This is a genomic window from Kitasatospora sp. NPDC101157, from assembly GCF_044768255.1.
Lineage (GTDB): Bacteria > Actinomycetota > Actinomycetes > Streptomycetales > Streptomycetaceae > Kitasatospora.
This window is the reverse complement of sequence record NZ_JBIWPL010000029.1, coordinates 1-22711: the sequence shown is the minus strand read 5'-3', so window position 1 is coordinate 22711 and position 22711 is coordinate 1. Positions and strand designations below refer to the sequence as shown.

18 protein-coding genes are annotated in these 22711 nt (G+C 71.6%); 13 read left to right on the top strand and 5 right to left on the bottom strand.

The genetic code is table 11. The features are described 5' to 3' along the window. The first annotated feature begins 130 nt into the window (after nucleotides 1-130). On the top strand, nucleotides 131-1231 hold the full coding sequence (gene rlmN / locus ACIRVF_RS36235; protein ID WP_350605928.1) for a 23S rRNA (adenine(2503)-C(2))-methyltransferase RlmN: 1101 nt from the start codon (nucleotides 131-133) through the stop codon (nucleotides 1229-1231). A gap of 16 nt (nucleotides 1232-1247) precedes the next feature. Here rlmN and ACIRVF_RS36230 read toward each other — a convergent pair whose 3' ends face one another. The 4 genes from ACIRVF_RS36230 to ACIRVF_RS36215 form a co-directional block, all read right to left on the bottom strand. After that, nucleotides 1248-2399, bottom strand: a complete 1152-nt coding sequence (locus tag ACIRVF_RS36230) for a hypothetical protein (protein ID WP_402827892.1) — start codon at nucleotides 2397-2399, stop codon at nucleotides 1248-1250. A 27-nt stretch (nucleotides 2400-2426) separates the two neighbouring features. Further along, nucleotides 2427-3182 (bottom strand): ABC transporter ATP-binding protein, encoded by a 756-nt coding sequence (locus tag ACIRVF_RS36225; protein ID WP_402827889.1) that lies wholly within the window; start codon nucleotides 3180-3182, stop codon nucleotides 2427-2429. A gap of 225 nt (nucleotides 3183-3407) precedes the next feature. Further along, entirely contained in the window at nucleotides 3408-4802 is a 1395-nt protein-coding gene (locus ACIRVF_RS36220; protein ID WP_030290419.1) for an aspartate aminotransferase family protein, read from the bottom strand. Further along, nucleotides 4799-5272, bottom strand: coding sequence for an Lrp/AsnC family transcriptional regulator (locus ACIRVF_RS36215; RefSeq protein WP_030243538.1), 474 nt, complete (start codon nucleotides 5270-5272; stop codon nucleotides 4799-4801). Before ACIRVF_RS36215 ends, ACIRVF_RS36220 begins: the two co-directional genes overlap by 4 nt. Before the next feature lie 250 nt (nucleotides 5273-5522). Here ACIRVF_RS36215 and ACIRVF_RS36210 point away from each other — a divergent pair, with 250 nt between their 5' ends. The 3 genes from ACIRVF_RS36210 (at nucleotide 5523) to ACIRVF_RS36200 (ending at nucleotide 9905) form a co-directional block, all read left to right on the top strand. After that, nucleotides 5523-7016, top strand: a complete 1494-nt coding sequence (locus ACIRVF_RS36210) for a gamma-aminobutyraldehyde dehydrogenase (RefSeq protein ID WP_402827886.1) — start codon at nucleotides 5523-5525, stop codon at nucleotides 7014-7016. Between the two features lie 260 nt (nucleotides 7017-7276). Then, nucleotides 7277-8635, top strand: a complete 1359-nt coding sequence (locus ACIRVF_RS36205) for an aspartate aminotransferase family protein (protein WP_402827883.1) — start codon at nucleotides 7277-7279, stop codon at nucleotides 8633-8635. A 67-nt stretch (nucleotides 8636-8702) separates the two neighbouring features. Beyond that, complete coding sequence (locus tag ACIRVF_RS36200; protein WP_402827880.1) at nucleotides 8703-9905, top strand: spermidine/putrescine ABC transporter substrate-binding protein; 1203 nt, start codon at nucleotides 8703-8705, stop codon at nucleotides 9903-9905. Nucleotides 9906-9992: 87 nt separating this feature from the next. Here ACIRVF_RS36200 and ACIRVF_RS36195 read toward each other — a convergent pair whose 3' ends face one another. Then, entirely contained in the window at nucleotides 9993-11648 is a 1656-nt protein-coding gene (locus ACIRVF_RS36195) for a PucR family transcriptional regulator (RefSeq protein WP_402827877.1), read from the bottom strand. Nucleotides 11649-11896: 248 nt separating this feature from the next. On the opposite strand from ACIRVF_RS36195, the gene ACIRVF_RS36190 reads away from it, so the two are divergent. From ACIRVF_RS36190 to ACIRVF_RS36150, 9 genes are all read left to right on the top strand, one after another. Beyond that, complete coding sequence (locus ACIRVF_RS36190) at nucleotides 11897-13408, top strand: gamma-aminobutyraldehyde dehydrogenase (protein ID WP_402827874.1); 1512 nt, start codon at nucleotides 11897-11899, stop codon at nucleotides 13406-13408. Between the two features lie 56 nt (nucleotides 13409-13464). After that, nucleotides 13465-14733: a spermidine/putrescine ABC transporter substrate-binding protein gene (locus ACIRVF_RS36185; RefSeq protein ID WP_402827871.1), complete on the top strand. Its 1269-nt coding sequence runs from the start codon at nucleotides 13465-13467 to the stop codon at nucleotides 14731-14733. A gap of 38 nt (nucleotides 14734-14771) precedes the next feature. Continuing rightward, entirely contained in the window at nucleotides 14772-15911 is a 1140-nt protein-coding gene (locus tag ACIRVF_RS36180; RefSeq protein ID WP_402827868.1) for an ABC transporter ATP-binding protein, read from the top strand. After that, a complete protein-coding gene (locus ACIRVF_RS36175) occupies nucleotides 15908-16837 on the top strand; it encodes an ABC transporter permease (RefSeq protein ID WP_402827865.1) in 930 nt (309 codons plus the stop codon). The genes ACIRVF_RS36180 and ACIRVF_RS36175 overlap by 4 nt, the downstream gene beginning before the upstream one ends. After that, a complete protein-coding gene (locus ACIRVF_RS36170; protein WP_402827862.1) occupies nucleotides 16837-17640 on the top strand; it encodes an ABC transporter permease in 804 nt (267 codons plus the stop codon). Before ACIRVF_RS36175 ends, ACIRVF_RS36170 begins: the two co-directional genes overlap by 1 nt. Nucleotides 17641-17701: 61 nt before the next feature. Beyond that, nucleotides 17702-19096: an NAD(P)/FAD-dependent oxidoreductase gene (locus ACIRVF_RS36165; protein ID WP_402827859.1), complete on the top strand. Its 1395-nt coding sequence runs from the start codon at nucleotides 17702-17704 to the stop codon at nucleotides 19094-19096. A 126-nt stretch (nucleotides 19097-19222) separates the two neighbouring features. After that, on the top strand, nucleotides 19223-19663 hold the full coding sequence (locus ACIRVF_RS36160) for a hypothetical protein (protein ID WP_402827856.1): 441 nt from the start codon (nucleotides 19223-19225) through the stop codon (nucleotides 19661-19663). Between the two features lie 109 nt (nucleotides 19664-19772). Continuing rightward, nucleotides 19773-20534 (top strand): hypothetical protein, encoded by a 762-nt coding sequence (locus tag ACIRVF_RS36155; protein ID WP_402827853.1) that lies wholly within the window; start codon nucleotides 19773-19775, stop codon nucleotides 20532-20534. 237 nt (nucleotides 20535-20771) lie between these two features. Then, nucleotides 20772-22295: a CoA-acylating methylmalonate-semialdehyde dehydrogenase gene (locus tag ACIRVF_RS36150; protein ID WP_402827850.1), complete on the top strand. Its 1524-nt coding sequence runs from the start codon at nucleotides 20772-20774 to the stop codon at nucleotides 22293-22295. Nucleotides 22296-22711: the final 416 nt, after the last annotated feature.

The following is a 22711-nucleotide window of genomic DNA, read 5'->3' as shown; positions in this document are numbered from 1 at the left end:
GCGCGCGCAGGGGGGGGCGGGTTGGTGTGGCGCTTGTTGTTGGTATTTCTCCGCGTCCCGGGGTGCGGGGGGGGGGGCGCGGCCGCGCGGTGGTGGGGGCCCTCCGCGCGTCTGCGACACTGGAACAACCATGCCTAAGCCCGGAGAACTCACCTTTGTCGCGCCGCGCGGCGCCAAGCCCCCGCGACACCTCGCCGACCTGAGCCCCGCCGAGCGCAAGGAGGCCGTCGCCGAGCTGGGCGAGCAGCCGTTCCGCGCCAAGCAGCTCTCCAACCACTACTTCGGCCGGATGTCGAACGACCCGGCGAGCTGGACGGACATCCCCGCCGCCAGCCGGGAGAAGCTCACCGGGAGCCTGCTGCCCGAGCTGATGTCGGTGGTGCGGCACGTCTCCTGTGACGACGACACCACCCGCAAGACGCTGTGGAAGCTGTTCGACGGCACGCTCGTCGAGTCGGTGCTGATGCGCTACCCCGACCGGGTCACCATGTGCATCAGCTCGCAGGCCGGCTGCGGCATGAACTGCCCGTTCTGCGCCACCGGCCAGGCCGGGCTGACCCGCAACCTGTCCACCGCCGAGATCGTCGAGCAGATCGCCGCCGGGATGCGCGCGCTCAAGGCCGGGGAGATCCCGGGCGGCGAGGCCCGGCTGTCCAACGTGGTCTTCATGGGCATGGGCGAGCCGCTGGCCAACTACAACCGGGTGCTGGCCGCGATCCGCCGGCTGACCGACCCGGCGCCGGACGGCTTCGGCCTGTCCCAGCGCGGCATCACCGTCTCCACCGTCGGCCTCGTCCCGGCGATGAACCGGCTGGCCGACGAGGGCCTCAGCTGCCGCCTGGCGCTGTCGCTGCACGCGCCGGACGACGAACTGCGCGACGAGCTGGTCCCGGTGAACACCCGGTGGAAGGTCGCCGAGGTGCTGGACGCGGCCTGGAACTACGCGGAGAAGTCCGGCCGCCGGATCTCCATCGAGTACGCGCTGATCAAGGACATCAACGACCAGGCGTGGCGGGCGGACCTGCTCGGCCGGCTGATCAAGAACCACCGGGTGCACGTCAACCTGATCCCGCTGAACCCGACCCCGGGTTCCAAGTGGACGGCCTCCCGCCCGGAGGACGAGCGGGAGTTCGTCCGCCGGCTCCAGTCGCACGGCGTGCCGACGACCGTCCGCGACACCCGTGGTCAGGAGATCGACGGCGCCTGCGGTCAGCTCGCCGCGGCGGGCTGAGCGGCCGTACGGGGCGTCACCGCAGGCCGGCGGCCGCCAGCGCGGCGGTCGCCCCGCCGGTCAGCAGCAGCGTGGTGCCCACCGCGAGGGTGCGCAGCGCGACCGCGCCGAACAGCAGCCGGGGCGAGGTGCCGAGGCGCAGCAGCGCTTCGGTGATCTCCCGGCGATCGGTGCGGACCTCGGCGAGCCGGGCGATCACCGCGGCGGCCGCGCAGCCGAGCACCAGGCAGGCCTCTACGGCGGGCAGCGCGTCGGCGCTGTCGGGGGTGCCGATCCAGTAGCGGACGGTGGTCAGCACCAGGGCGACGACCAGGGTGAGGACGGCCAGCGGCGGGCCGAGCCGGCGCGCCTGCGCGGTGAGGCCGCGTCCGGCCAGCAGCCGCAGCGGGGTGGGCCGGCCGACGGCGAGCAGCCGTCCGGCGCAGGCGAGCAGCGGGCCGGTGAGCAGGGCGAGGCCGAGCGCGCCGGCTGCCCAGCCGCCGAGGGCGGCGGTGCTGGTGGTGCCGAGCCCGGCGGGCAGGTGGATCGGACGGCCGTCGGCGGGGGCGCCGGGTCGCAGCGCGATGAGTTCGAGCGCGGCGCCGATCACCACCAGCCCGATCGGCACGGCGATCCGCAGGGGGCCGAAGCCGGTGCGGCCGCGGGTGCGGCCGCCGGGCAGGGTCTCGGCGACGGGCACCGAGCAGCCGGCGGCGATGCCGGCGGTGAGCGGGACCAGAGCGAGCAGGGTGACCGGCGCGGCGGCGGGCAGCGGTACGCCCATGCCGAGGTCGGGGGCGAGCGAGGGCCCGGCGATGTCGTTGCGCAGCACCAGGAAGAGCAGCAGGGTGAGCACGCTGCCGAGGGTGCAGGCGAGGGCGACCTCGCCGGCGATCAGGACGCGGATGCGCCGGGAGCCGGCCCCGGCGGCGGTGAGGCCGGCGATCCGTTCGGGCCGCCGGGCGGGCACCGAGCGGGCGGCGACGGCCGCGAACCAGGCGACGGCGGCGAGCGGGGGCAGACACCAGAGCAGTCGCACCAGCGCGCCGGCGCCGCCGGCCGGGTCGCTCAGCGCCCGGCCGAGGGAGCGCAGCAGGAAGGCGGCGACGACGCCGGCCGCCAGTGCGGTGAGCAGCCAGCGGCCGAGGTCGGGCACCCGGTAGCTCCGGGCCAGACGGAGGTAGAACACGTCGACTCTTTCAGCGGCTCGGCGTCGTCAGCGGCGGGTCGCCGAGACGGCGGAGGCACCGGCCGTGCCGGGGGCGTGGGTGCCGCGCGGGACGGGGGCGGCGGGGGCGGTGAGCCGTCCGTCGACGAGGGCGACGGCGCGGTCCGCGAACCGGACGAGCTCGGGGTCGTGGGTGGCCAGGACGAGGGTGAGCTGGTGCGAGCGGGCCGCGCTGGTCAGTATCCGCAGGACCTGGTCGGCGGCCTCGCGGTGCAGCGGGGCGGTGGGATCGTCGGCGAAGACGACGGGTGGCAGCGGGGCGAGGGCGCGGGCCACGGCGATCCGCTGGCACTGGCTCCGGACCAGCCGGTCGGGGCGGTGCCGGGCGATGTCGCCGACGTCGAGGCGTTCCAGCCACTCGGCGGCTGCGGTGTAGGCGGCCTTGTGGCCGGCGCCGGCGAGCAGCAACGGCAGGGCGACGTTCTCACGGGCGGTCAGCTCGGGGATCAGGTGCGGTTCGGAGCCGACGAAGCCGAAGCGGTCGCGGCGCAGCCGTTCGCGGCCGGCCCGGCCGAGGGTGTGCACGGGGGAGCTGTTGAACCAGACCTCGCCCTCGTCGACCGGGAGCTGGGCGGAGAGGCAGCCGAGCAGGGTGCTCTTGCCGGAGCCGCGTGGGCCGGTGACGGCGAGCACCTCGCCCTCGCGGACGCCGATGGAGATGCCGCGCAGGGCGGGGGTGCCGTAGTGGGACTTGACGATCCCTCGGGCCCACAGCACGTCGTTGTCAGGCGGTGCCGCTGACATGAGGTTCCATCCTGGGAGGCCGCAGGGATATGACAGTCGTCAGATTAGAACGACCGGGACCGGTCGCGGTTGCGGCGCTCTGGGCCATCACGGGCAAATCACCCGCATTCAGGCATGTTTGGTCGTACGACTGTGATGTTCGGGGCGGTGGCGAGGACGCCGAAGGGCGGCCCCGCGGGGAGCGGGACCGCCCTTCGGCGGAGGGTGGGGAGGGGGCTCAGGGGATCAGAGCTTCGCCCACGCGTCGGTGAGGCTGGTCCGCAGGATCTGCTCGATCTCGTCGAAGGTCGACTGGTCGGAGATCAGCGGCGGGGCCAGCTGCACGACCGGGTCGCCACGGTCGTCGGCGCGGCAGTACAGGCCGTTGTCGAAGAGAGCCTTCGAGAGGAAGCCGTAGAGCACGCGCTCGGTCTCCTCGTCGTTGAAGGTCTCCTTGGTGACCTTGTCCTTCACGAGCTCGATGCCGTAGAAGTAGCCGTTGCCGCGGACGTCGCCGACGATCGGCAGGTCGCGCAGCTTGCTCAGGGTGCCCAGGAACGCCGACTCGTTGTCGAGCACGTGCTGGTTCAGGCCCTCGCGCTCGAAGATGTCGAGGTTGGCGAGCGCCACGGCCGAGGAGACCGGGTGGCCGGCGAAGGTGTAGCCGTGCAGGAAGGTGTTGTCACCCTTGTAGAACGGCTCGGCGATGCGGTCGGAGATGATCGTGGCGCCGATCGGGGAGTAGCCCGAGGTCATGCCCTTGGCGCAGGTGATCATGTCCGGCACGTAGCCGAACTTGTCGGCGCCGAACATGGTGCCGAGGCGGCCGAAGGCGCAGATGACCTCGTCCGACACCAGCAGCACGTCGTGGCGGTCGCAGATCTCGCGCAGGCGCTGGAAGTACCCCGGCGGCGGCGGGAAGCAGCCACCGGCGTTCTGCACCGGCTCGACGAAGACGGCGGCGACGGTCTCGGGGCCCTCGAAGAGGATGGCCTCCTCGACCTGGTCGGCGCACCAGCGGCCGTACGCCTCGGGGTCGACGGTGCCGTCGGGGCCCTCCAGGTAGTGCGGGGCGCGGTAGATGTTGGTGTTCGGGGCCTTGTGGGTGCCCGGCACCAGCGGCTCGAACGGGGCCTTCAGGCCCGGCAGGCCGGTGATGGACAGCGCGCCCTGGGGGGTGCCGTGGTAGGCGATGGCGCGGGAGATGACCTTGTACTTGGTCGGCTTGCCGATCAGCTTGAAGTACTGCTTGGCGAGCTTCCAGGCGGTCTCGACGGCCTCGCCGCCACCGGTGGAGAAGAAGACCTTGTTCAGGTCGCCCGGGGCGTAGTTGGCCAGGCGCTCGGCCAGCTCGACGGCCTTGGGGTGCGCGTAGCTCCAGATCGGGAAGAACGCGAGTTCCTTGGCCTGCTTGGCGGCGACCTCGGCGAGCTCGGTGCGGCCGTGACCGGCCTGCACGACGAACAGGCCGGCCAGGCCGTCGATGTACTTCCGGCCCTTGTCGTCCCAGATGTACGTGCCCTCGCCCTTGACGATGGTGGGCACGGGGGAGTTCTCGTACGACGACATGCGGGTGAAGTGCATCCACAGGTGGTCGTAGGCGGTCTTGGAAAGGTCCTTCTGCGCCGGGTCGGCTGTCATCGGGTGCCCCAGGTGTAGGTCTGTTTCCGGAGCTTCAGGTAAACGAAGCTCTCGGTGCTCCGCACGCCGGGAAGCGCGCGGATGCGCTTGTTGATCAGTTCGAGCAGGTGCTCGTCGTCCTCGCAGACCAGTTCGGCCAGGAGGTCGAACGAGCCTGCGGTGCAGACGACGTAGTCGACCTCGTCGAGGGCGGCCAGCGCGTCGGCGACGGGTTCGATGTCGCCCTCGACCCGGATGCCGACCATCGCCTGGCGGGTGAAGCCGACGGTGAGCGGGTCCGTGACGGCGACGATCTGCATCACGCCCTGGTCGAGCAGCTTCTGGACGCGCTGCCGCACGGCCGCCTCGGACAGGCCGACGGCCTTGCCGATGGCGGCGTACGGGCGTCGCCCGTCCTCCTGGAGCTGCTCGATGATCGCCTTGGAGGCGGCGTCGAGGGGAACGCTCGCGTTCCGGTCGCGGTTGGCCACGCGGCCACTGTGCCTGATCGTTCCTCTGTTCGCAAGCGTGGAAACTGCTGATTTCGTCGTGATCTTGGAAATCGCATGCGGATTTCATCGCCTGCGAGCGTTCGGCCTGTCGATACCGGCAGTCTTACGGCTACCCTGGCACGGTACGCGCGCGCCCCCGCCGGGTCTCGCGCATTCCGCCACCAGTGGACCGCGCCGCTTCCGGCCCGGCCACTCGGCGCCCTTCGTAGGCCGGATCCGCCGACGTACCATGGCGCCGGAATCTGCAACGCCGCAGGCCCAGACCGAGGAGAGACCCGTGAGCGACCTTCGCACGCTGCGCAACTACATCAACGGTGAGTTCGTCGACGCGGCAGACGGCCGCACGCTCGACATCGTCGACCCGGCCACCGGCGAGGTGTACGCGACGTCGCCGCTGTCCGGTGCCGCAGACGTGGACGCCGCCATGGCCTCGGCCGACGCCGCGTTCCCGGCCTGGCGCGACGCCACCCCGAGCACCCGGCAGAAGCTGCTGCTGAAGATCGCCGACGCGATCGAGGCCCGGGCCGACGAGATCGTCGACGCCGAGGTGCGCAACACCGGCAAGCCGCGCGCGCTGACCCTCTCCGAGGAGATCGGTCCGATGGTGGACCAGATCCGCTTCTTCGCCGGTGCGGCCCGCCTGCTGGAGGGCAAGGCCGCCGGTGAGTACATGGACGGGATGACCTCGATCGTCCGCCGCGAGCCGGTCGGCGTCTGCGCCCAGGTCGCGCCGTGGAACTACCCGATGATGATGGCCGTCTGGAAGTTCGCCCCGGCCATCGCCGCGGGCAACACCGTGGTGCTGAAGCCCTCGGACACCACCCCGGCCTCCACCGTGCTGCTGGCCGAGATCATCGGCGGCATCCTGAAGGAGCTGGACCTGCCGGCCGGCGTCTTCAACGTCATCTGCGGTGACCGCGAGACCGGCAGGCTGATGGTCGAGCACAAGACCCCGGCGATGGCCTCCATCACCGGCTCGGTCCGGGCCGGCATCCAGGTCGCCGAGTCCGCCTCCAAGGACGTCAAGCGCGTCCACCTGGAGCTGGGCGGCAAGGCCCCGGTCGTGGTCTTCGAGGACGCCGACATCGCCGAGGCCGTCGAGGGCATCTCGGTGGCGGGCTACTTCAACGCCGGCCAGGACTGCACCGCCGCCACCCGCGTGCTGGTGCACGAGTCGATCCACGACGCCTTCGTCGAGGCGCTGGCGAAGGCCGCGGCCGAGACCAAGACCGGCGGCGTGGACGACGAGGACGTGCTGTACGGCCCGCTGAACAACGCCAACCAGCTGAAGCAGGTCGCCGGCTTCATCGAGCGGCTGCCCGCCCACGCCAAGATCGAGGCCGGTGGCCACCGGGTCGGCGACAAGGGCTACTTCTACGCCGCGACCGTCGTCTCCGGGCTGAACCAGGACGACGAGATCATCCAGAACGAGGTCTTCGGCCCGGTCATCACCGTGCAGAAGTTCACCGACGAGGACCAGGCCGTCGACTACGCCAACGGCGTCGAGTACGCGCTGGCCTCCTCGGTGTGGACCAAGGACCACGCCCGCGCCATGCGGATGTCGCGCCGCCTGGACTTCGGCTGCGTCTGGATCAACACCCACATCCCGCTGGTCGCCGAGATGCCGCACGGCGGCTTCAAGAAGTCCGGCTACGGCAAGGACCTGTCGTCCTACGGCTTCGAGGACTACACCCGGGTGAAGCACGTCATGACCGCGATCTAGCGGGTCATGACGGTCGGGCGCAGGATGACCGCGATCTAGCGGGTCATGACGGTCGGGCGCAGGATGACCGCGATCTAGCGGGTCATGACGGTCGGGCGCAGGATGACCGCGATCTGATCGACGAAGAAGCGTACGAACTGACGAAGGGCCCGGGGTGTTTCGCCCCGGGCCCTGTCGCTTTGCACCCTGTCGGCGGCTCGGGTGACCGGCTGACAGGATGGAACTGCCTTTCGGGCCCGGGCCGCCCTAGCCTTACCGGCATGAGCATCCCCACCGCTGACTCAGCTGCCGGCCAGGCGGTCAAGGCCGCCGACCGCGCGCACGTCTTCCACTCGTGGTCCGCCCAGGCGCTGATCGACCCCCTCGCGGTGGCCGGCGCCGAGGGCTCGTACTTCTGGGACTACGACGGCAACCGCTACCTCGACTTCTCCTCGCAGTTGGTCAACACCAACATCGGCCACCAGCACCCGAAGGTGGTCGCCGCGATCCAGGAGCAGGCGGCGAAGCTCTGCACCATCGCCCCCGGCTTCGCGGTCGAGTCGCGCAGCGAGGCGGCCCGGCTGATCGCCGAGCGCACCCCCGGCGATCTGGACAAGATCTTCTTCACCAACGGCGGCGCCGAGGCCGTGGAGAACGCCGTCCGGCTGGCCCGGCTGCACACCGGCCGGCAGAAGGTGCTGTCCACCTACCGCTCGTACCACGGCGCCACCGCCAACGCGATCGCCCTCACCGGCGACCCGCGGCGCTGGGCCAGCGAGACCGGCGTCTCCGGGGTGGTGCACTTCTGGGGCCCGTACGCCTACCGCTCCAACTTCCACGCGGAGAACGAGGCGCAGGAGTGCGAGCGGGCGCTGGAGCACCTGGAGCAGGTGATCGCGTTCGAGGGGCCGGGCACCGTCGCGGCGGTCATCCTGGAGACGGTGGTCGGCACCGCGGGCATCCTGATCCCGCCGCCGGGGTACCTGGCCGGGGTGCGGGAGATCTGCGACCGCTACGGGATCGTGTTCATCCTCGACGAGGTGATGGCCGGCTTCGGCCGCACCGGCGAGTGGTTCGCCGCCGACCACTGGGGCGTCGTGCCGGACCTGCTGACCTTCGCCAAGGGCGTCAACTCGGGCTACGTCCCGCTGGGCGGCGTGGCGATCAGCGCGGAGATCGCGGCGACCTTCGCCGAGCGTCCGTTCCCCGGCGGGCTCACCTACTCCGGACACCCGCTGGCCTGCGCCTCGGCGGTGGCCACCATCAACACCATGGCGGAGGAGGGCATCGTCGAGAACGCCAAGCACATCGGCGAGACGGTGCTCGGCCCCGGTCTGCGCGAGCTGGCCGAGCGGCACCCCTCGATCGGCGAGGTCCGCGGCCTCGGTGTGTTCTGGGCGCTCGACCTGGTGAAGGACCGCTCGACCCGCGAGCCGCTCGTCCCCTACAACGCCGCGGGCGCCGCCAACGCGCCGATGGCCGAGCTGGCCGCCGCCTGCAAGCAGCGCGGGCTCTGGCCGTTCGTCAACATGAACCGCCTCCACGTCGTCCCGCCGTGCACCGTCACCGAGGAGGAGGCCAAGGCCGGCCTCGCCGTGCTGGACGAGGTGCTGTCGCTCACCGACGCGCACACTGTCTGACGTACCTCCCAGGACGGCCCCGGGCACGGCGAGTGTCCGGGGCCGTCCCACGTTCCGGAAGGCCCCCATGCCCAGCAGCACCACCCTGACCCGTCGCTCCACCAACTCCCGTGTCGTGCGTCGACGTTCGCTGCTCGGTGGGGCCGCGCTGCTCGGCGCCGGCACCCTGAGCGGCTGCGGCATCCCGTCCGCGTACGTGGCCGAGGACCGCCGCTCGGCGCCGGACCGCTCGGAGCGCGACAAGCGGCTCAACTTCTCCAACTGGACCCAGTACATCGACACCGACGACCAGGGCCGGCGCCCGACCCTGGACGCCTTCACCGAGAAGACCGGGATCGAGGTCACCTACACCGAGGACATCAACGACAACGACGAGTTCTTCGGCAAGATCAGCCCGGTGCTCACCCAGGGCGCCGATCCGGGCCGGGACCTGATGGTCATCAGCGACTGGATGGCCGGCCGGTACGTCTCGCTCGGCTGGGTGCAGGCGATGGACCGGGACAACCTGCCCAATGTCACCGCCCACCTGGACCCGCAGCTGGCGAACCCGGTGTTCGACCCGGGGCGCCGGCGCAGCGTGCCCTGGCAGTCCGGGATCACCGGCATCGCGTACAACCGCAAGGCGCTCGGCCGGGAGCTGAAGTCCACCGCCGACCTGTGGGCGCCCGACCTCAAGGGCCGGATCACCCTGTTCGCCGGGCTGGACGAGGCGCTCGGACTGCTGATGCTCTCCCAGGGCGCGGACATCGCGCGGTTCAGCGACGACGACGCCCACAAGGCGATGGACCTGGTGCAGAAGATGGTCGACACCGGCCACGTCCGCCGCTTCACCGGCAACGACTACACCAGCGACCTCGCCTCCGGCGCGGCCGTCGCCTGCCAGGCCTACTCGGGCGACGCCGTCCAGCTCACCGCCGAGAACCCGGACATCGCCTTCGTGGTGCCGGAGGAGGGCGGGGAGCTGTGGGCGGAGAGCCTGATGATCCCCAACCGGGCCGTCCACAAGCGCAACGCCGAGCTGCTGGTCGACTACTACTACCAGCCCGAGGTGGCCGCCGAACTCGCCGCGGCCGTCCAGTACATCTGCCCGGTGCCCGCCGCCCGCGAGGTGCTGGCGGACAGCGGGGACAAGGACAGGGCCGAACTCGCCGAGAACCCGCTGGTGTTCCCGACCGAGGAGATGCGCGCCCGGCTGCACGGCATGCGCGACGTCACCTCGGCCGAGCGGCCGGAGCTGCACAAGGTGTGGGGGCGCATCACCGGGGTGTGAGCCCGGGACGCGTCCCAGGCCTGTCCGGCGGATCTTGCCGGGCGCGCGGCGCCGCGCGCTGATCCGACAAGGTCCGCCGGACAGGCCCTACCGCCGGACGGCGTCCAGCGCGAGCAGCGCCACGTGCAGGGACAGGCAGGACTCCACCTGGTCGAGGTCGACGCCCAGGATCCGTTCGACCTTGTGCAGCCGGTCGTAGAAGGACGGCCGGGACAGGTGGGCGGCGTCGGCCGCCGCCGACTTGTTCCGGCCCTGGTCCAGGTAGATCCGCAGCATCTGCACCAACTGGCCGTTGTGCTCGGCGTCGTGGGCCAGCAGCGGCCCCAACTCCCGCTCCACGTACGTCTGCAGGCGGGCGTCGTCGCGCAGCAGGTGGAGCAGGCCGCGCAGCCGCACGTCCGGCAGCCTGTAGTAGGAGGCGGTGCGGCCGCCGCCGGGCGCGTCGTGCAGGGCGGCGTCGGCGACCTGGGCGGCCTCCAGCAGGGTGCGCCGGGCGTCGCGGACCGAGCCGACCGAGGAGCCGACCGCGACCACCGGCCCCGGAGCGTCGGCGCCCTCCCGGCCGGCCTCGGCGGACATCCGGCGCAGGGTGGCGGAGAAGGCGTCCAGCGCGGCGTGCTCGTCCTGCTGGGTGCCGAGCGCGATCAGCAGGCCGACGCCCTCGTCGTCCAGCGCGCCGACCAGGGCGGAGAGCCGGCAGGCCCGCACCGCTCCCGCCGCCAGCTCGGTGAAGTCGCGCAGCCGGGCCTGCGCCTCCAGCGCGGCCGGGATCGGCCCGCGGCGCTGGCGCAGCACCACGCCGACCAGCCGCCGGCCGTCCAGCGGGACGCCGAGCGCCTGGGCGCGCAGGGCCACCTCGGAGACGGTCAGCGCGTGGGTCAGGATGCCGGAGAGCAGGGTGCGGTGGGTCTGCCGCTCCAGGCTCTCCCGGTCGCGCACCACCAGCCGGTTGAGCGCCAGCGCGGAGGCGCCGCGCTCCAGCAGCATGGCGTGGGGGTGCGGCTCGCCCTCGGGCAGCGGGCCCGGCTCCTGGACCAGAACCAGCCGGCCCCAGTCCTGGCCGCGGGCGCCGACGGTGGTGACCAGCCAGCCGCTGCGCGGGTCGTGGCCGGTGCGGCCGGACGGGCGGACGCCGCGCGAACGGCGCTCCCAGTCCTCCAGCAGCTCGACCTCCGGGCGGCCGGCGGTGTCGTGGGCGAGCACCTGGTGGGCCAGGTTCTCCAGGACCACCGGTGCGCCGGCCATCCGGGCCACCTGGCGGACCACCTCGGGCGGCTCGGCGCCCTCCACCACCAGCTCGTTGAACACCTGGTGGACCGACTCGGAGATCCGCAGCTGTTCCAGCTGGGCGTTCACCACCAGGGCGTGCACGGCCTCGGTGACGGCGACGAAGCGCACCTCTCGGCGGAGCGTGACCAGCGGCAGCCCGCGCTGCTCGGCGGCGTGCACCAGGGCGCGCGGCAGCGAGTCGAAGTAGCGGCGGCCGAACTCGACCACCAGCCCGGCCACGCCGACCTCGTCCAGTTCCCGGACGTAGCGGGCCAGGCCCTCGCGGTCCTCGGGCAGCGCGATGCCGGTGGTCAGCACCAGCTCGCCCCCCTGGAGCATCCCGGCGACGTCGGGCAGTTCGCTGACGTGGACCCAGCGGACCGGCCGTTCCAGGCGGTCGGCGCCGGCCACCACCTGGGGCAGGCCGCGCCGCATCACCTCCAGGTCGAGCACTCGGGCGACGGTGGGGAGCATCGCGGGCCTCCGGAGCGGGGAGGAGGGAACGGGGTACACAGAGTGTCAGGTGAATCATGCATCCTCCGGACGACCTGTCGCCCTGCGAGGAGCCTTGCACTCTGTAAGGCCCTTCGTGTCGAGACTGGCGAAGTGACCCTTGTCACGTCAACCCCGCAGTTGGGAAGGTCAGCGGGACCGCAGACCCCCACTGCGGAAGCGTTTCGCCGCGGCGCGCGGTCGAAGCGCCGGCCCTTGGAGGAACCCAGATGGACCTGACCGACTTCGGCGCGGGCGCGCAGTACATCGCGGGCCGTCAGACCCGGGGGAGCGGCGATCCCTTCCAGGTCGTCAACCCCGCCGACGGAAGCGTGGTCGAGCAGGTCGCGCTGGCCACCGTCGCCGACGTGGACACCGCCGTCGCCGCCGCGCGGGCCGCCCTGCCCGGCTGGTCCTCCGCCACCCCGGGCGCCCGGTCCGAGGCGCTCACCCGGCTGGCCGCCGTACTGGCCGGCGCGGCGGACGACCTCGCCCGGGTCGAGACCGCCCAGACCGGCAAGCCGGTCAAGCTGGCCACCGAGTTCGACGTCCCCGGCACCGTCGACAACGCCGCCTTCTTCGCCGGCGCCGCCCGCAACCTGGAGGGCAGGGCGGCCGGCGAGTACTCCGGCGACCACACCTCCTACGTGCGGCGCGAGGCGATCGGCGTGGTCGGCTCGATCTCGCCGTGGAACTACCCGCTGCAGATGGCCGCCTGGAAGATCCTCCCGGCGATCGCGGCGGGCAACACCATCGTGCTCAAGCCGGCCGAGCTGACCCCGCTGACCTCGCTGATGTTCGCCCGGGCCTGCACCGAGGCGGGCGTCCCGGACGGCGTGGTCAACGTGGTCACCGGTGCCGGTCGTACGGCCGGCGAGCACCTGGTCTCCCACCCCGACGTCGCGATGGTCTCCTTCACCGGCTCCACCGCCGTCGGGAAGCGGGTCGCCGAACTCGCCACCGCGAGCGTCAAGCGCACCCACCTGGAGCTCGGCGGCAAGGCCCCGTTCGTGGTCTTCGACGACGCCGACCTGGACGCCGCGGTGCACGGTGCCGTCGCCGCCTCGCTGATCAACGGCGGCCAGGACTGCACCGCCGCCACCCGCGCCTACGTCCAGCGCCCCCTCTACGACGCCTTCGTGGCCGGGGTCGCCGAGCTCTACGCGGCGATCCGGATCGGCGACCCGCGCGACCCCCGCACCGACCTCGGCCCGCTGGTCTCGTACGCCCACCGGGACCGGGTGGCCGGCTTCGTGGAGCGGGCGCGCTCCTACGCCACCGTGGTCACCGGCGGCCCCGCGCCCGCGAAGGGCCACGACGGCAGCGACCTCACCCGCGGCGCCTACTTCGCCCCCACCCTGATCACCGGTGCGCCCCAGGACAGCGAGGTGGTCCAGGGAGAGGTCTTCGGCCCGGTGCTGGTGGTGCTGCCCTTCGACGGCGACGACGAAGGCCTGCGGCTGGCCAACGACACTCCCTACGGCCTGGCCGCCTCCGCCTGGACGGGCAACGTGCACCGCTCGCTGCGCGCCACCCGGGAGATCGCCGCCGGGTGCGTCTGGGTCAACGACCACATCCCGATCATCAGCGAGATGCCGCACGGCGGCTACAAGGCGTCCGGCTACGGCAAGGACATGTCCCAGTACTCGCTGGACGAGTACACCCAGGTCAAGCACGTCATGTTCGACACCACCGCGGTCGCCCGCAAGGACTGGCACCGCACCGTCTTCGGAGACCGATAACCCCTTCGGCCGGGTGCTCCCCCACGCACCCCGTCTTCCCCCAGGAGGCCCGTTCCATGGCGTTCAAGGCGTTCAAGGCGTTCAACGAGCTCACCGACGATCTGCCCGAACCCGTCCGCAAGGCCTGGGAACGCAGTCTGACCAGCGGTCGGGCCGCGGTCGGCCGCCGCACCCTGCTGCGCGCCGCCGCGCTGACCGCCGGAGCGGGCACCCTGGCCGCCTGCGGCATCCCCGCGGCGCCCAGGGCGACCGGCGACTCGACCGCCAACGCCGCGAAGGACCTCTCGGACAGCGAGAAGGAGGTCGACTTCTCCAACTGGCCGCTGTACGTGGACACCGACGAGAAGGACAAGGAGAAGCACGGCACCCTGGACGCCTTCACCGCGGCCACCGGAATCAAGGTCAAGTACAACGAGGACGTCAACGACAACGTCGAGTTCTTCGGCAAGGTCAAGCCGCAGCTGGCGGCCGGCCAGGACACCGGCCGCGACCTGGTGGTGCTCACCGACTGGATGGCCGCCCGGCTGATCCGGCTCGGCTGGGCGCAGAAGCTGAACCCGGCGAACGTCACCACCGCGATCACCAACGTCGAGGCCCGTTTCCGCGCCCCCGACTGGGACCCGGGCCGGCTCTACACCTACCCCTGGGCCGGCATCCAGACCGTGGTCGCCTACAACCGCAAGGCGACCAGGGGCAAGGAGGTCACCAGCGTCTCCCAGCTGCTGGACGACCCCGACCTCAAGGGCCGGGTCACCTTCCTCTCCGAGATGCGCGACAGCATCGGGATGGTCCTGCTGGACATGGGCAAGGACCCGGCGAAGTTCACCGCCGACGACTACGACGCCGCCGTCGCCCGGCTGCAGAAGGCCGTCGACGGCAAGCAGATCCGCCGCTTCACCGGCAACGACTACGGCCAGGAGCTCTCCTCCGGGGACATCGCCGCCTGCGTCGCCTGGGGCGGCGACCTGATCCAACTGCGCGCCGACAACCCGGACATCGAGTTCGCCATCCCCGACAAGGGCTACCTCGCCTCGACCGACAACATGCTGGTCCCGGCCAAGGCGCGGCACAAGACGAACGCGGAAAAGCTGATCGACTTCTACTATCAGCCGAAGATCGCGGCGCAGCTGGTCGCGGGCATCGGCTTCGTCTCCGCCGTCACCGGGATGAAGGACGAGCTCGCCGCCCTCGCCCCGGACAGCGCGGCCAACCCGCTGGTCGTACCCACCCCCGAGATGGCGGCCAAGGCGCACGTGTTCCGAACCCTCACCGAGGGCGAGGAGAGCGACTTCGAGCAGAAGTTCTCCAAGCTCATCGGCGCCTGAACCCCCGTCCCCGGCAGAAAGACCCAGGAAGACACCCCATGACAGACCAGCTGCGCGACGCGACCGGCGGCGACGTACGCCTCACCGGCATCGGCAAGACCTACGGATCGTTCACCGCCGTCCACCCCCTCGACCTGACCGTTCCCCAGGGCTCCTTCTTCGCCCTGCTCGGCGCCTCCGGCTGCGGCAAGACCACCACCCTGCGCATGATCGCCGGCCTGGAGGAGCCCACCAGCGGCACCGTCCTGATCGGCGGCCAGGACGTCACCGCCCTTCCTCCGTACAAGCGGCCGGTGAACACCGTCTTCCAGAGCTACGCGCTCTTCCCGCACCTGGACATCTTCGAGAACGTCGCCTTCGGCCTGCGCCGCCGCGGCAAGAAGGACGTCAGGAAGCAGGTCGACGAGATGCTGGAGCTGGTCGAACTCGGCCAGTACGCCCGGCGCAAGCCGCACCAGCTCTCCGGCGGCCAGCAGCAGCGCGTCGCGGTCGCCCGCGCGCTGATCAACCACCCCCAGGTACTGCTCCTGGACGAGCCGCTCGGCGCCCTCGACCTCAAGCTGCGCCGCCAGATGCAGCTGGAGCTCAAGCGGATCCAGACCGAGGTCGGCATCACCTTCGTGCACGTCACCCACGACCAGGAGGAGGCCATGACCATGGCCGACACCATCGCGGTGATGAACGGCGGCCGGGTCGAGCAGCTGGGCGCGCCCGCCGATCTCTACGAGAACCCCGCCACCACCTTCGTGGCCAACTTCCTCGGCCAGTCCAACCTGCTGCCCGCCGAGGTCACCGGCGGCGCGGGCGAGGACCTGCTGCTCAGCGTGGCCGGCACCCGCCTCGCGGTGCCCAGGGCGCGCTGCGCCGCCGGGGCCGAGCGGGTCCACCTGGGCGTGCGTCCCGAGAAGATCACCATCACCCACGCCACCGAGCAGGTCGCCGAGGGCCGCAACAAGCTGGCCGGCACCGTCCTCGACTCCAGCTTCATCGGCGTCTCCACCCAGTACGTGGTGCGCACCGACGGCGGCCAGGAGGTCACCGTCTTCGAGCAGAACATGGAGCGCGACGCCCGGATCGTCCCCGGCGCCGCCGTCCAGCTGCACTGGAACCCGGCGCACTCCTTCGCCCTGGACGCCGCCCAGGCGATCGACGCGGGCACCGCGGAGGAGGCCGCGTGACCACCACCGCCCCGGCCGCGCCGCCGGAAGTCGTCCCAGTGCCCGACGCGCCCTCGAAGCCGAAGCGCAAGCTCACCCCGTACTGGCTGCTGCTGCCCGGCATCGCCTGGCTGGTCGTCTTCTTCGCCGTGCCGATGCTGTACCAGGGGTCCACCTCGTTGCAGACCGGCTCGCTGGAAGAGGGCTTCAAGGTCACCTGGCACTTCTCGACCTACTGGGACGCCCTGGTCGAGTACAAGTGGCACTTCGTCCGCTCGTTCTCCTACGCGGCCATCGCCACCGCGCTCTGCCTGGTCATCGGCTACCCGCTGGCGTACACCATCGCCTTCAAGGCGAACCGGCGCTGGCGCAACGTCATCCTGATCCTGGTCATCGCGCCGTTCTTCACCAGCTTCCTGATCCGCACGCTGGCCTGGAAGACCATCCTGTCCGACGGCGGCCCGGTGGTCGGCGCGCTCAACGCCCTGCACGTCCTGGACGTCACCAACGCGCTCGGGCTCACCTCCGGCGACCGGGTGCTCGCCACCCCGCTCGCCGTGGTCTGCGGCCTGACGTACAACTTCCTGCCGTTCATGATCCTTCCGCTCTACACCTCGCTGGAGCGGATCGACCCCCGGCTGCACGAGGCGGCCGGAGACCTCTACGCCCGGCCGTTCACCACCTTCCGCAAGGTCACCTTCCCGATCTCGCTGCCGGGCGTGGTCGCGGGCACCCTGCTGACCTTCATCCCGGCCTCCGGCGACTACATCAACGCCCAGCTGCTGGGCTCGCCGAGCGAGCAGATGGTCGGCAACGGCATCCAGAAGCAGTTCCTGAACGTGCTCGACTACCCCACGGCGGCCGCGCTGAGCTTCATCCTGATGGCCCTGATCCTGGGCATGGTGACGGTCTACATGCGCAAGGCCGGGACGGAGGAACTGGTCTGATGTCCCGCATCCTGAAGTGGGTCCGCGCCCACCTGGTCGTCCTGGCCGGCCTGCTGGCCCTCGCCTACCTGGTGCTGCCCAACCTGGTCGTGCTGGCCTTCTCGTTCAACAAGCCGGTCGGCAAGTTCAACTACGAGTGGAACGAGTTCTCCACCGACGCCTGGACCAACCCCTGCGGCGTGGCCGACATGTGCCAGTCGCTCTCGCTCAGCCTGCAGATCGCGGTGCTCGCCACCATCGGCGCCACCGTGCTCGGCACCATGGTCGCCTTCGCGCTGGCCCGCTACCGCTTCCGCGGCCGCTCGGCCACCACCGCGATGATCTTCCTGCCGATGGCCATGCCCGAGGTGGTGATGGCCGCCTCCCTGGGGACGCTCTTCCTCAACATGCGCATCCCCTTCGGCTTCACCACCATCCTCATCGCGCACATCATGTTCTGCCTCAGCTTCGTGGTGACGGCGGTCAAGGCGCGCGTGATGAGCATGGACCCGAGGCTCGAACAGGCCGCCCAGGACCTCTACGCGACCCCCACCCAGACCTTCCTGAAGGTCACCCTGCCGCTGGCCGCCCCCGGCATCGCCGCCGGCGCGCTGCTCAGCTTCGCGCTCTCCTTCGACGACTTCATCATCACCCAGTTCAACTCGGGCCCGACCACGGTCACCTTCCCGATGTTCGTCTGGGGCGCCTCGCAGCGCGGCATCCCGGTGCAGGTGAACGTCATAGGCACCGCGATGTTCGTCGCCGCGGTCGCACTGACCGTGGCCGGCCAGTGGCTCGGCAACCGCCGGAAGGCCACCGCCTGACGTACGGTCGGCCAGCGGTGGCCCGTACCCCCGTCTATCCGTAGAAAGTGGCTGATAATGCATGGACTCCGCCCGCGCACTCAGTGACGCCAAGCCCACTCCCTTCTGGCTGGAGGACCCCGGCCGGCCGCAGGCGCTGCCCGCCCTGGTCGGCGACACCACCTGCGACCTGCTGGTCGTCGGCGGCGGCTACTCCGGCCTGTGGACCGCCCTCATCGCCAAGGAGCGCGACCCGTCACTGGACGTCGTCCTGGTCGAGGGCAACGAGGTCGGGTGGGCCGCGTCCGGGCGCAACGGCGGATTCTGCGCGGCCAGCCTCACCCACGGCTTCGGCAACGGCCTGGAGCGCTGGCCCGCCGAACTCGCCCAGCTGGAACGCCTCGGCGCCGCCAACCTGGACGCCATCGAGGCCACCCTCAAGCGCTACGGCATCGACGCCGAATGGGAGCGCACCGGCGAGATCGACGTCGCGACCCAGCCCCACCAGGTCGAGGAGCTCCACGAGGTCGCCGAGGCCGTCGCCCGCTACGGCTTCGACCTCACCGTCATGGACGCCGACCAGCTGCGCGCCGAGGTGAACTCGCCCACCTTCCTCGGCGGCCTCTGGGACAAGGAGGGCGTGGCGATGGTCCACCCCGCCAAGCTCGCCTGGGGCCTCAAGGAGGCCTGCCTCGGCCAGGGCGTACGGATCTTCGAGCACACCCGGGCCACCGAACTGCGCGAGCACGGCAGCGGCATGGCCGCCCGCACCCCGTACGGGCGGGTCTTCGCCCGCCGGGTCGCGCTCGGCACCAACGTGTTCCCCTCGCTGCTCAAGCGCGTCCGCCCGTACGTCGTGCCGGTGTACGACTACGCGCTGATGACCGAGCCGCTCAGCGACGAGCAGCTCGCCGCGATCGGCTGGCGCGGGCGGCAGGGGCTCGGCGACAGCGCCAACAAGTTCCACTACTTCCGGCTCTCCGCCGACAACCGGATCCTCTGGGGCGGCTACGACGCGGTCTACCACTACGGCGGCCACGTCCGGCACGAGTACGACCAGCGGCCGGAGACCTTCCGCACCCTGGCCAACCACTTCTTCCGCTGCTTCCCGCAGCTGGAGGGGCTGCGCTTCACCAACGCCTGGGGCGGCGCCATCGACACCTGCAGCCGGTTCTCGGCGTTCTTCGACACCGCCCACCGCGGCAAGGTCGCGTACGCCGTCGGCTACACCGGGCTCGGCGTCGGCGCCACCCGCTTCGGCGCCGAGGTGATGCTCGACCTTCTCGCCGGCGAGCGCACCGAGCGCACCTCGCTGGACATGGTGCGCTCCAAGCCGCTGCCGTTCCCGCCCGAACCGGTGCGCTGGGCCGGGATCGAGATCACCACCCGCTCGCTGGAGCGCGCCGACCGCAACGGCGGCCACCGCAACCTCTGGCTGCGCACCCTCGACCGGCTGGGGCTCGGCTTCGACAGCTGACCCCGCCGGTTGGGTCGCCCGACCCGTGTAAGAGGGACCCGCCGTCCGCCTCTCCTTGATGACGGCGGGTCCCGGTACGTCCCGCCGCGCCCGACCGGTACGAGTGGCGAGAAGCGGGGACACGACATGGAGAGCACCGGACTGAACTGGCTCACCCAGGTGGCACCGGACCCGGAGGCCTTCCGGGCACGGTGGGAACGCACCGGGCTGGGCCTGACCCTGCTGCCGGCCGGGCGCCGCTGGGACGTCCTCGCCGTCCCCGGGCGGCTCGGGCACCCGGCCCTGGACGTCCTGGACCTCCTGGACACCGGCGCCCGGGGCCCGGTCCTGACCGACACCGGGGAGGAGCACGTCAGCTTCCTGGTACCGGTCGGCACCGCGGCCCGCTGGATCGGCACCGGCGTGCGCTGCGCCGGGGAGGGCACCTGGATCGTCGTCCCCCACCCCGGACGCAGCAGCCAGGGCGTGCGCTGGCTGGTGCCGCCCGACGGCTCCGGGCGGCTCAACGACCCGGTGCTGCTGGAGCTCGCCCTGCACGAGGCGGCGGCCGGGCTGGGCGGCTGGTAGCGGGTGGGTCGGTAGCCGGTAGCCGGTGGTCGTAGCCGGTGGTGGGTCGGGCCGGGACAGCCGCCCCGACGATGGCGCGCGGGGTGGGCGCCCGGGTGAGACTGGAAACGTGACCACTGCCCCGCACGCCGTCGACGCTTCCCTCCGACCGGGCCCCGCCCAGCTGCGCCTGGCCGCCCTGGCCGGGCCGGTCTGCACCCGGTACGGGCTGGCGCTGGCCGGTGGACACGCGCTGCGCGCCCACGGTGTCCCGGCCTGCCCGCAGGACGGACTCACCCTGGCCACCGGCGGCGCCGACCTGCCGGAGGTGGCCGCCGCGCTGGCGGAGGCGTACCGCGCGGCGGGCGGCGGGGTCGCCGAACGGCCCGGCACGCCGCGCCTGGAGCAGCTGACCGTACGGCTGGCGCTGGGCGGGCGGTCGCACTCGGTGGAGCTGCGGAAGGAACCACTCGGCCACCGGCCGGTCCGGCTGGACTTCGGCGCGCCGGAGCCCGGCGCGCCGCCGGTGGTCCTGCCGGTGGTCGCCCTGGACGACGCGGCGGCGCTCACCACCGCGCTGCTGGCCGACCGGGGCATGCCGCGCGACCTGATCGACGTGCACGCCCTCACCTGCGACTACCGGAAGGGCGAACTGCTCGCCCTCGCAGTGGAGCTGGATCCGGACTTCCAGCCGGGCGGGCTCGCCGACCGGCTGGAGACGCTGGCCGAGGCGGCGGACGGCCGGTTCCGTGCCCGGGGTGTCGAGGCCGGCGAGGTGGACGGGCTCAAGCGGTGGGCACTGGCCTGGGCGCAGGACCTGCGGCTGGACCTGCTGGAGACCCAGGAGGCGGCGGACGGGTTGCACGACCCGTACCTGGAGGAGGAGTCCTGAGGCGCCCCGGGGTCGTCGGGCGTCGGACGGCTTCACGCGTGCGGCTCAGCGACCGGACGACCTGTAAGGCTGAATCCGCGATCCCCGTCAGCCTGTTCGTTGAGTCACGCCCTGGTGACCACCAGACTGGGAGACGAGCGCGGTAGCCCCGTGAATTCCGTCGCCCGGCCCACTCGCGGGCGGCGCCAGACCGGACCGGTGGCAGGACGCCGCCCGGGACTTCGGAGGCAGACGGACTTGAGCAAGCACATCATTCACTGGATCGGCGGCAAGCCGGTCGCCACCGCCGGTGCGGCGCCCCGTCGCGGCGACGTCTTCGACCCGGCCACCGGACAGGTCGCCGGACAGGTGGACTTCGCCGGGATCGCCGAGGTCGACCAGGCCGTGGCCGCCGCGGCCTCGGCCTTCACCGAGTGGCGCACCGCCTCGGTGGCCAAGCGGACGTCGGTGCTCTTCGCCTTCCGCGAGCTGCTGAACGCCCGCCGGGACGAGCTGGCCTCGATCATCGTGTCCGAGCACGGCAAGGTGCACTCGGACGCGCTGGGCGAGATCGCCCGCGGTCTGGAGGTCGTCGAGTACGCCTGCGGCATCCCGCAGCTGATCAAGGGCGGCTTCACCGAGCAGGCCTCCACCGGCATCGACGTCTACTCGATCCGCCAGCCGCTCGGTCCGGTCGCGATCATCTCGCCGTTCAACTTCCCGGCCATGGTGCCGATGTGGTTCTTCCCGCTCGCCATCGCGGCCGGCAACACCGTCGTGCTGAAGCCCTCGGAGAAGGACCCGTCCGCGGCCAACTTCCTCGCCGAGCTGTGGAAGGAGGCCGGGCTGCCGGACGGTGTCTTCAACGTGGTGCACGGCGACAAGGTCTCCGTCGACCGTCTGCTGGAGCACCCGGACATCAAGGCCGTCAGCTTCGTCGGCTCCACCCCGATCGCCCGCTACGTCTACGAGACCGGCACCCGCTACGGCAAGCGCGTGCAGGCGCTCGGCGGCGCCAAGAACCACATGCTGGTGCTGCCCGACGCCGACCTCGACCTGGCCGCCGACGCCGCGGTCAACGCAGGATTCGGCGCGGCCGGCGAGCGCTGCATGGCCGTCTCCGTCCTGGTCGCCGTCGACCCGATCGGCGACGAGCTGGTGGAGAAGATCAAGCAGCGGATCGCCACCCTCAAGGTCGGCCCCGGCTGCAACGGCGACTCCGAGATGGGCCCGCTGGTCACCGGTCAGCACCGCGACAAGGTCACCTCCTACGTCGAGTCCGGCGTCGCCGACGGTGCCGAGCTCGCCGTGGACGGCCGCAAGCACCCGATCGCCGCCGAGGACCGGAACGGCAGCCCGACCAGCGACGGCTTCTGGCTCGGCCCCACCCTGTTCGACCACGTGAAGCCCGGCATGTCCGTCTACAACGACGAGATCTTCGGCCCGGTCCTCTCCGTCGTCCGCGTCGCCTCCTACGAGGAGGGGCTGGCGCTGATCAACGCCAACCCGTACGGCAACGGCACCGCCCTCTTCACCAACGACGGCGGCGCGGCCCGGCGCTTCCAGTTCGAGGTGGAGGTCGGCATGGTCGGCATCAACGTGCCGATCCCGGTGCCGGTCGCCTACTACTCCTTCGGCGGCTGGAAGGCCTCCCTGTTCGGCGACGCCCACGCGTACGGTCCGGACGGCGTCCAGTTCTTCACCCGCGGCAAGGCCGTGACCCAGCGCTGGCTGGACCCGTCGCACGGCGGCATCAACCTCGGCTTCCCCACCAACAGCTGAGCCCCGCGGCACGGCCGGCCGGACCCTTCAGGGGGTCCGGCCGGCCCCTTTTGCACGTCGTTTGCATCCGGCGCCGGAAGCGCGTACAGTTCTTCGAGCTGCCTGGCAGGGAGCACCGGACACGCGTCTGCGCGGACGGTCCCGGGGCAGCCAATCCCTTGAAACACCACTCCGGTTCGTGCCGGTCGTTTCGCTTTTCGCGTTGCGGCTCGGTGCTTATTCGGCGTGTGCGTTTTATCGGATTGCGGCCGGACTCGGCTGGATTCGCTTTTCGGAGCGGGGATCGGCTAGAGTTCGGAACGTCGGACGGGGCGTCAAGCATCGGAAGACACCGGCGAGTTGGATGAGGAAGCCCCGGAAAACGGAGCGGAAAACATCTGATAAGCTGGAAACACGAAAGAACGAAGCGCCCGGAG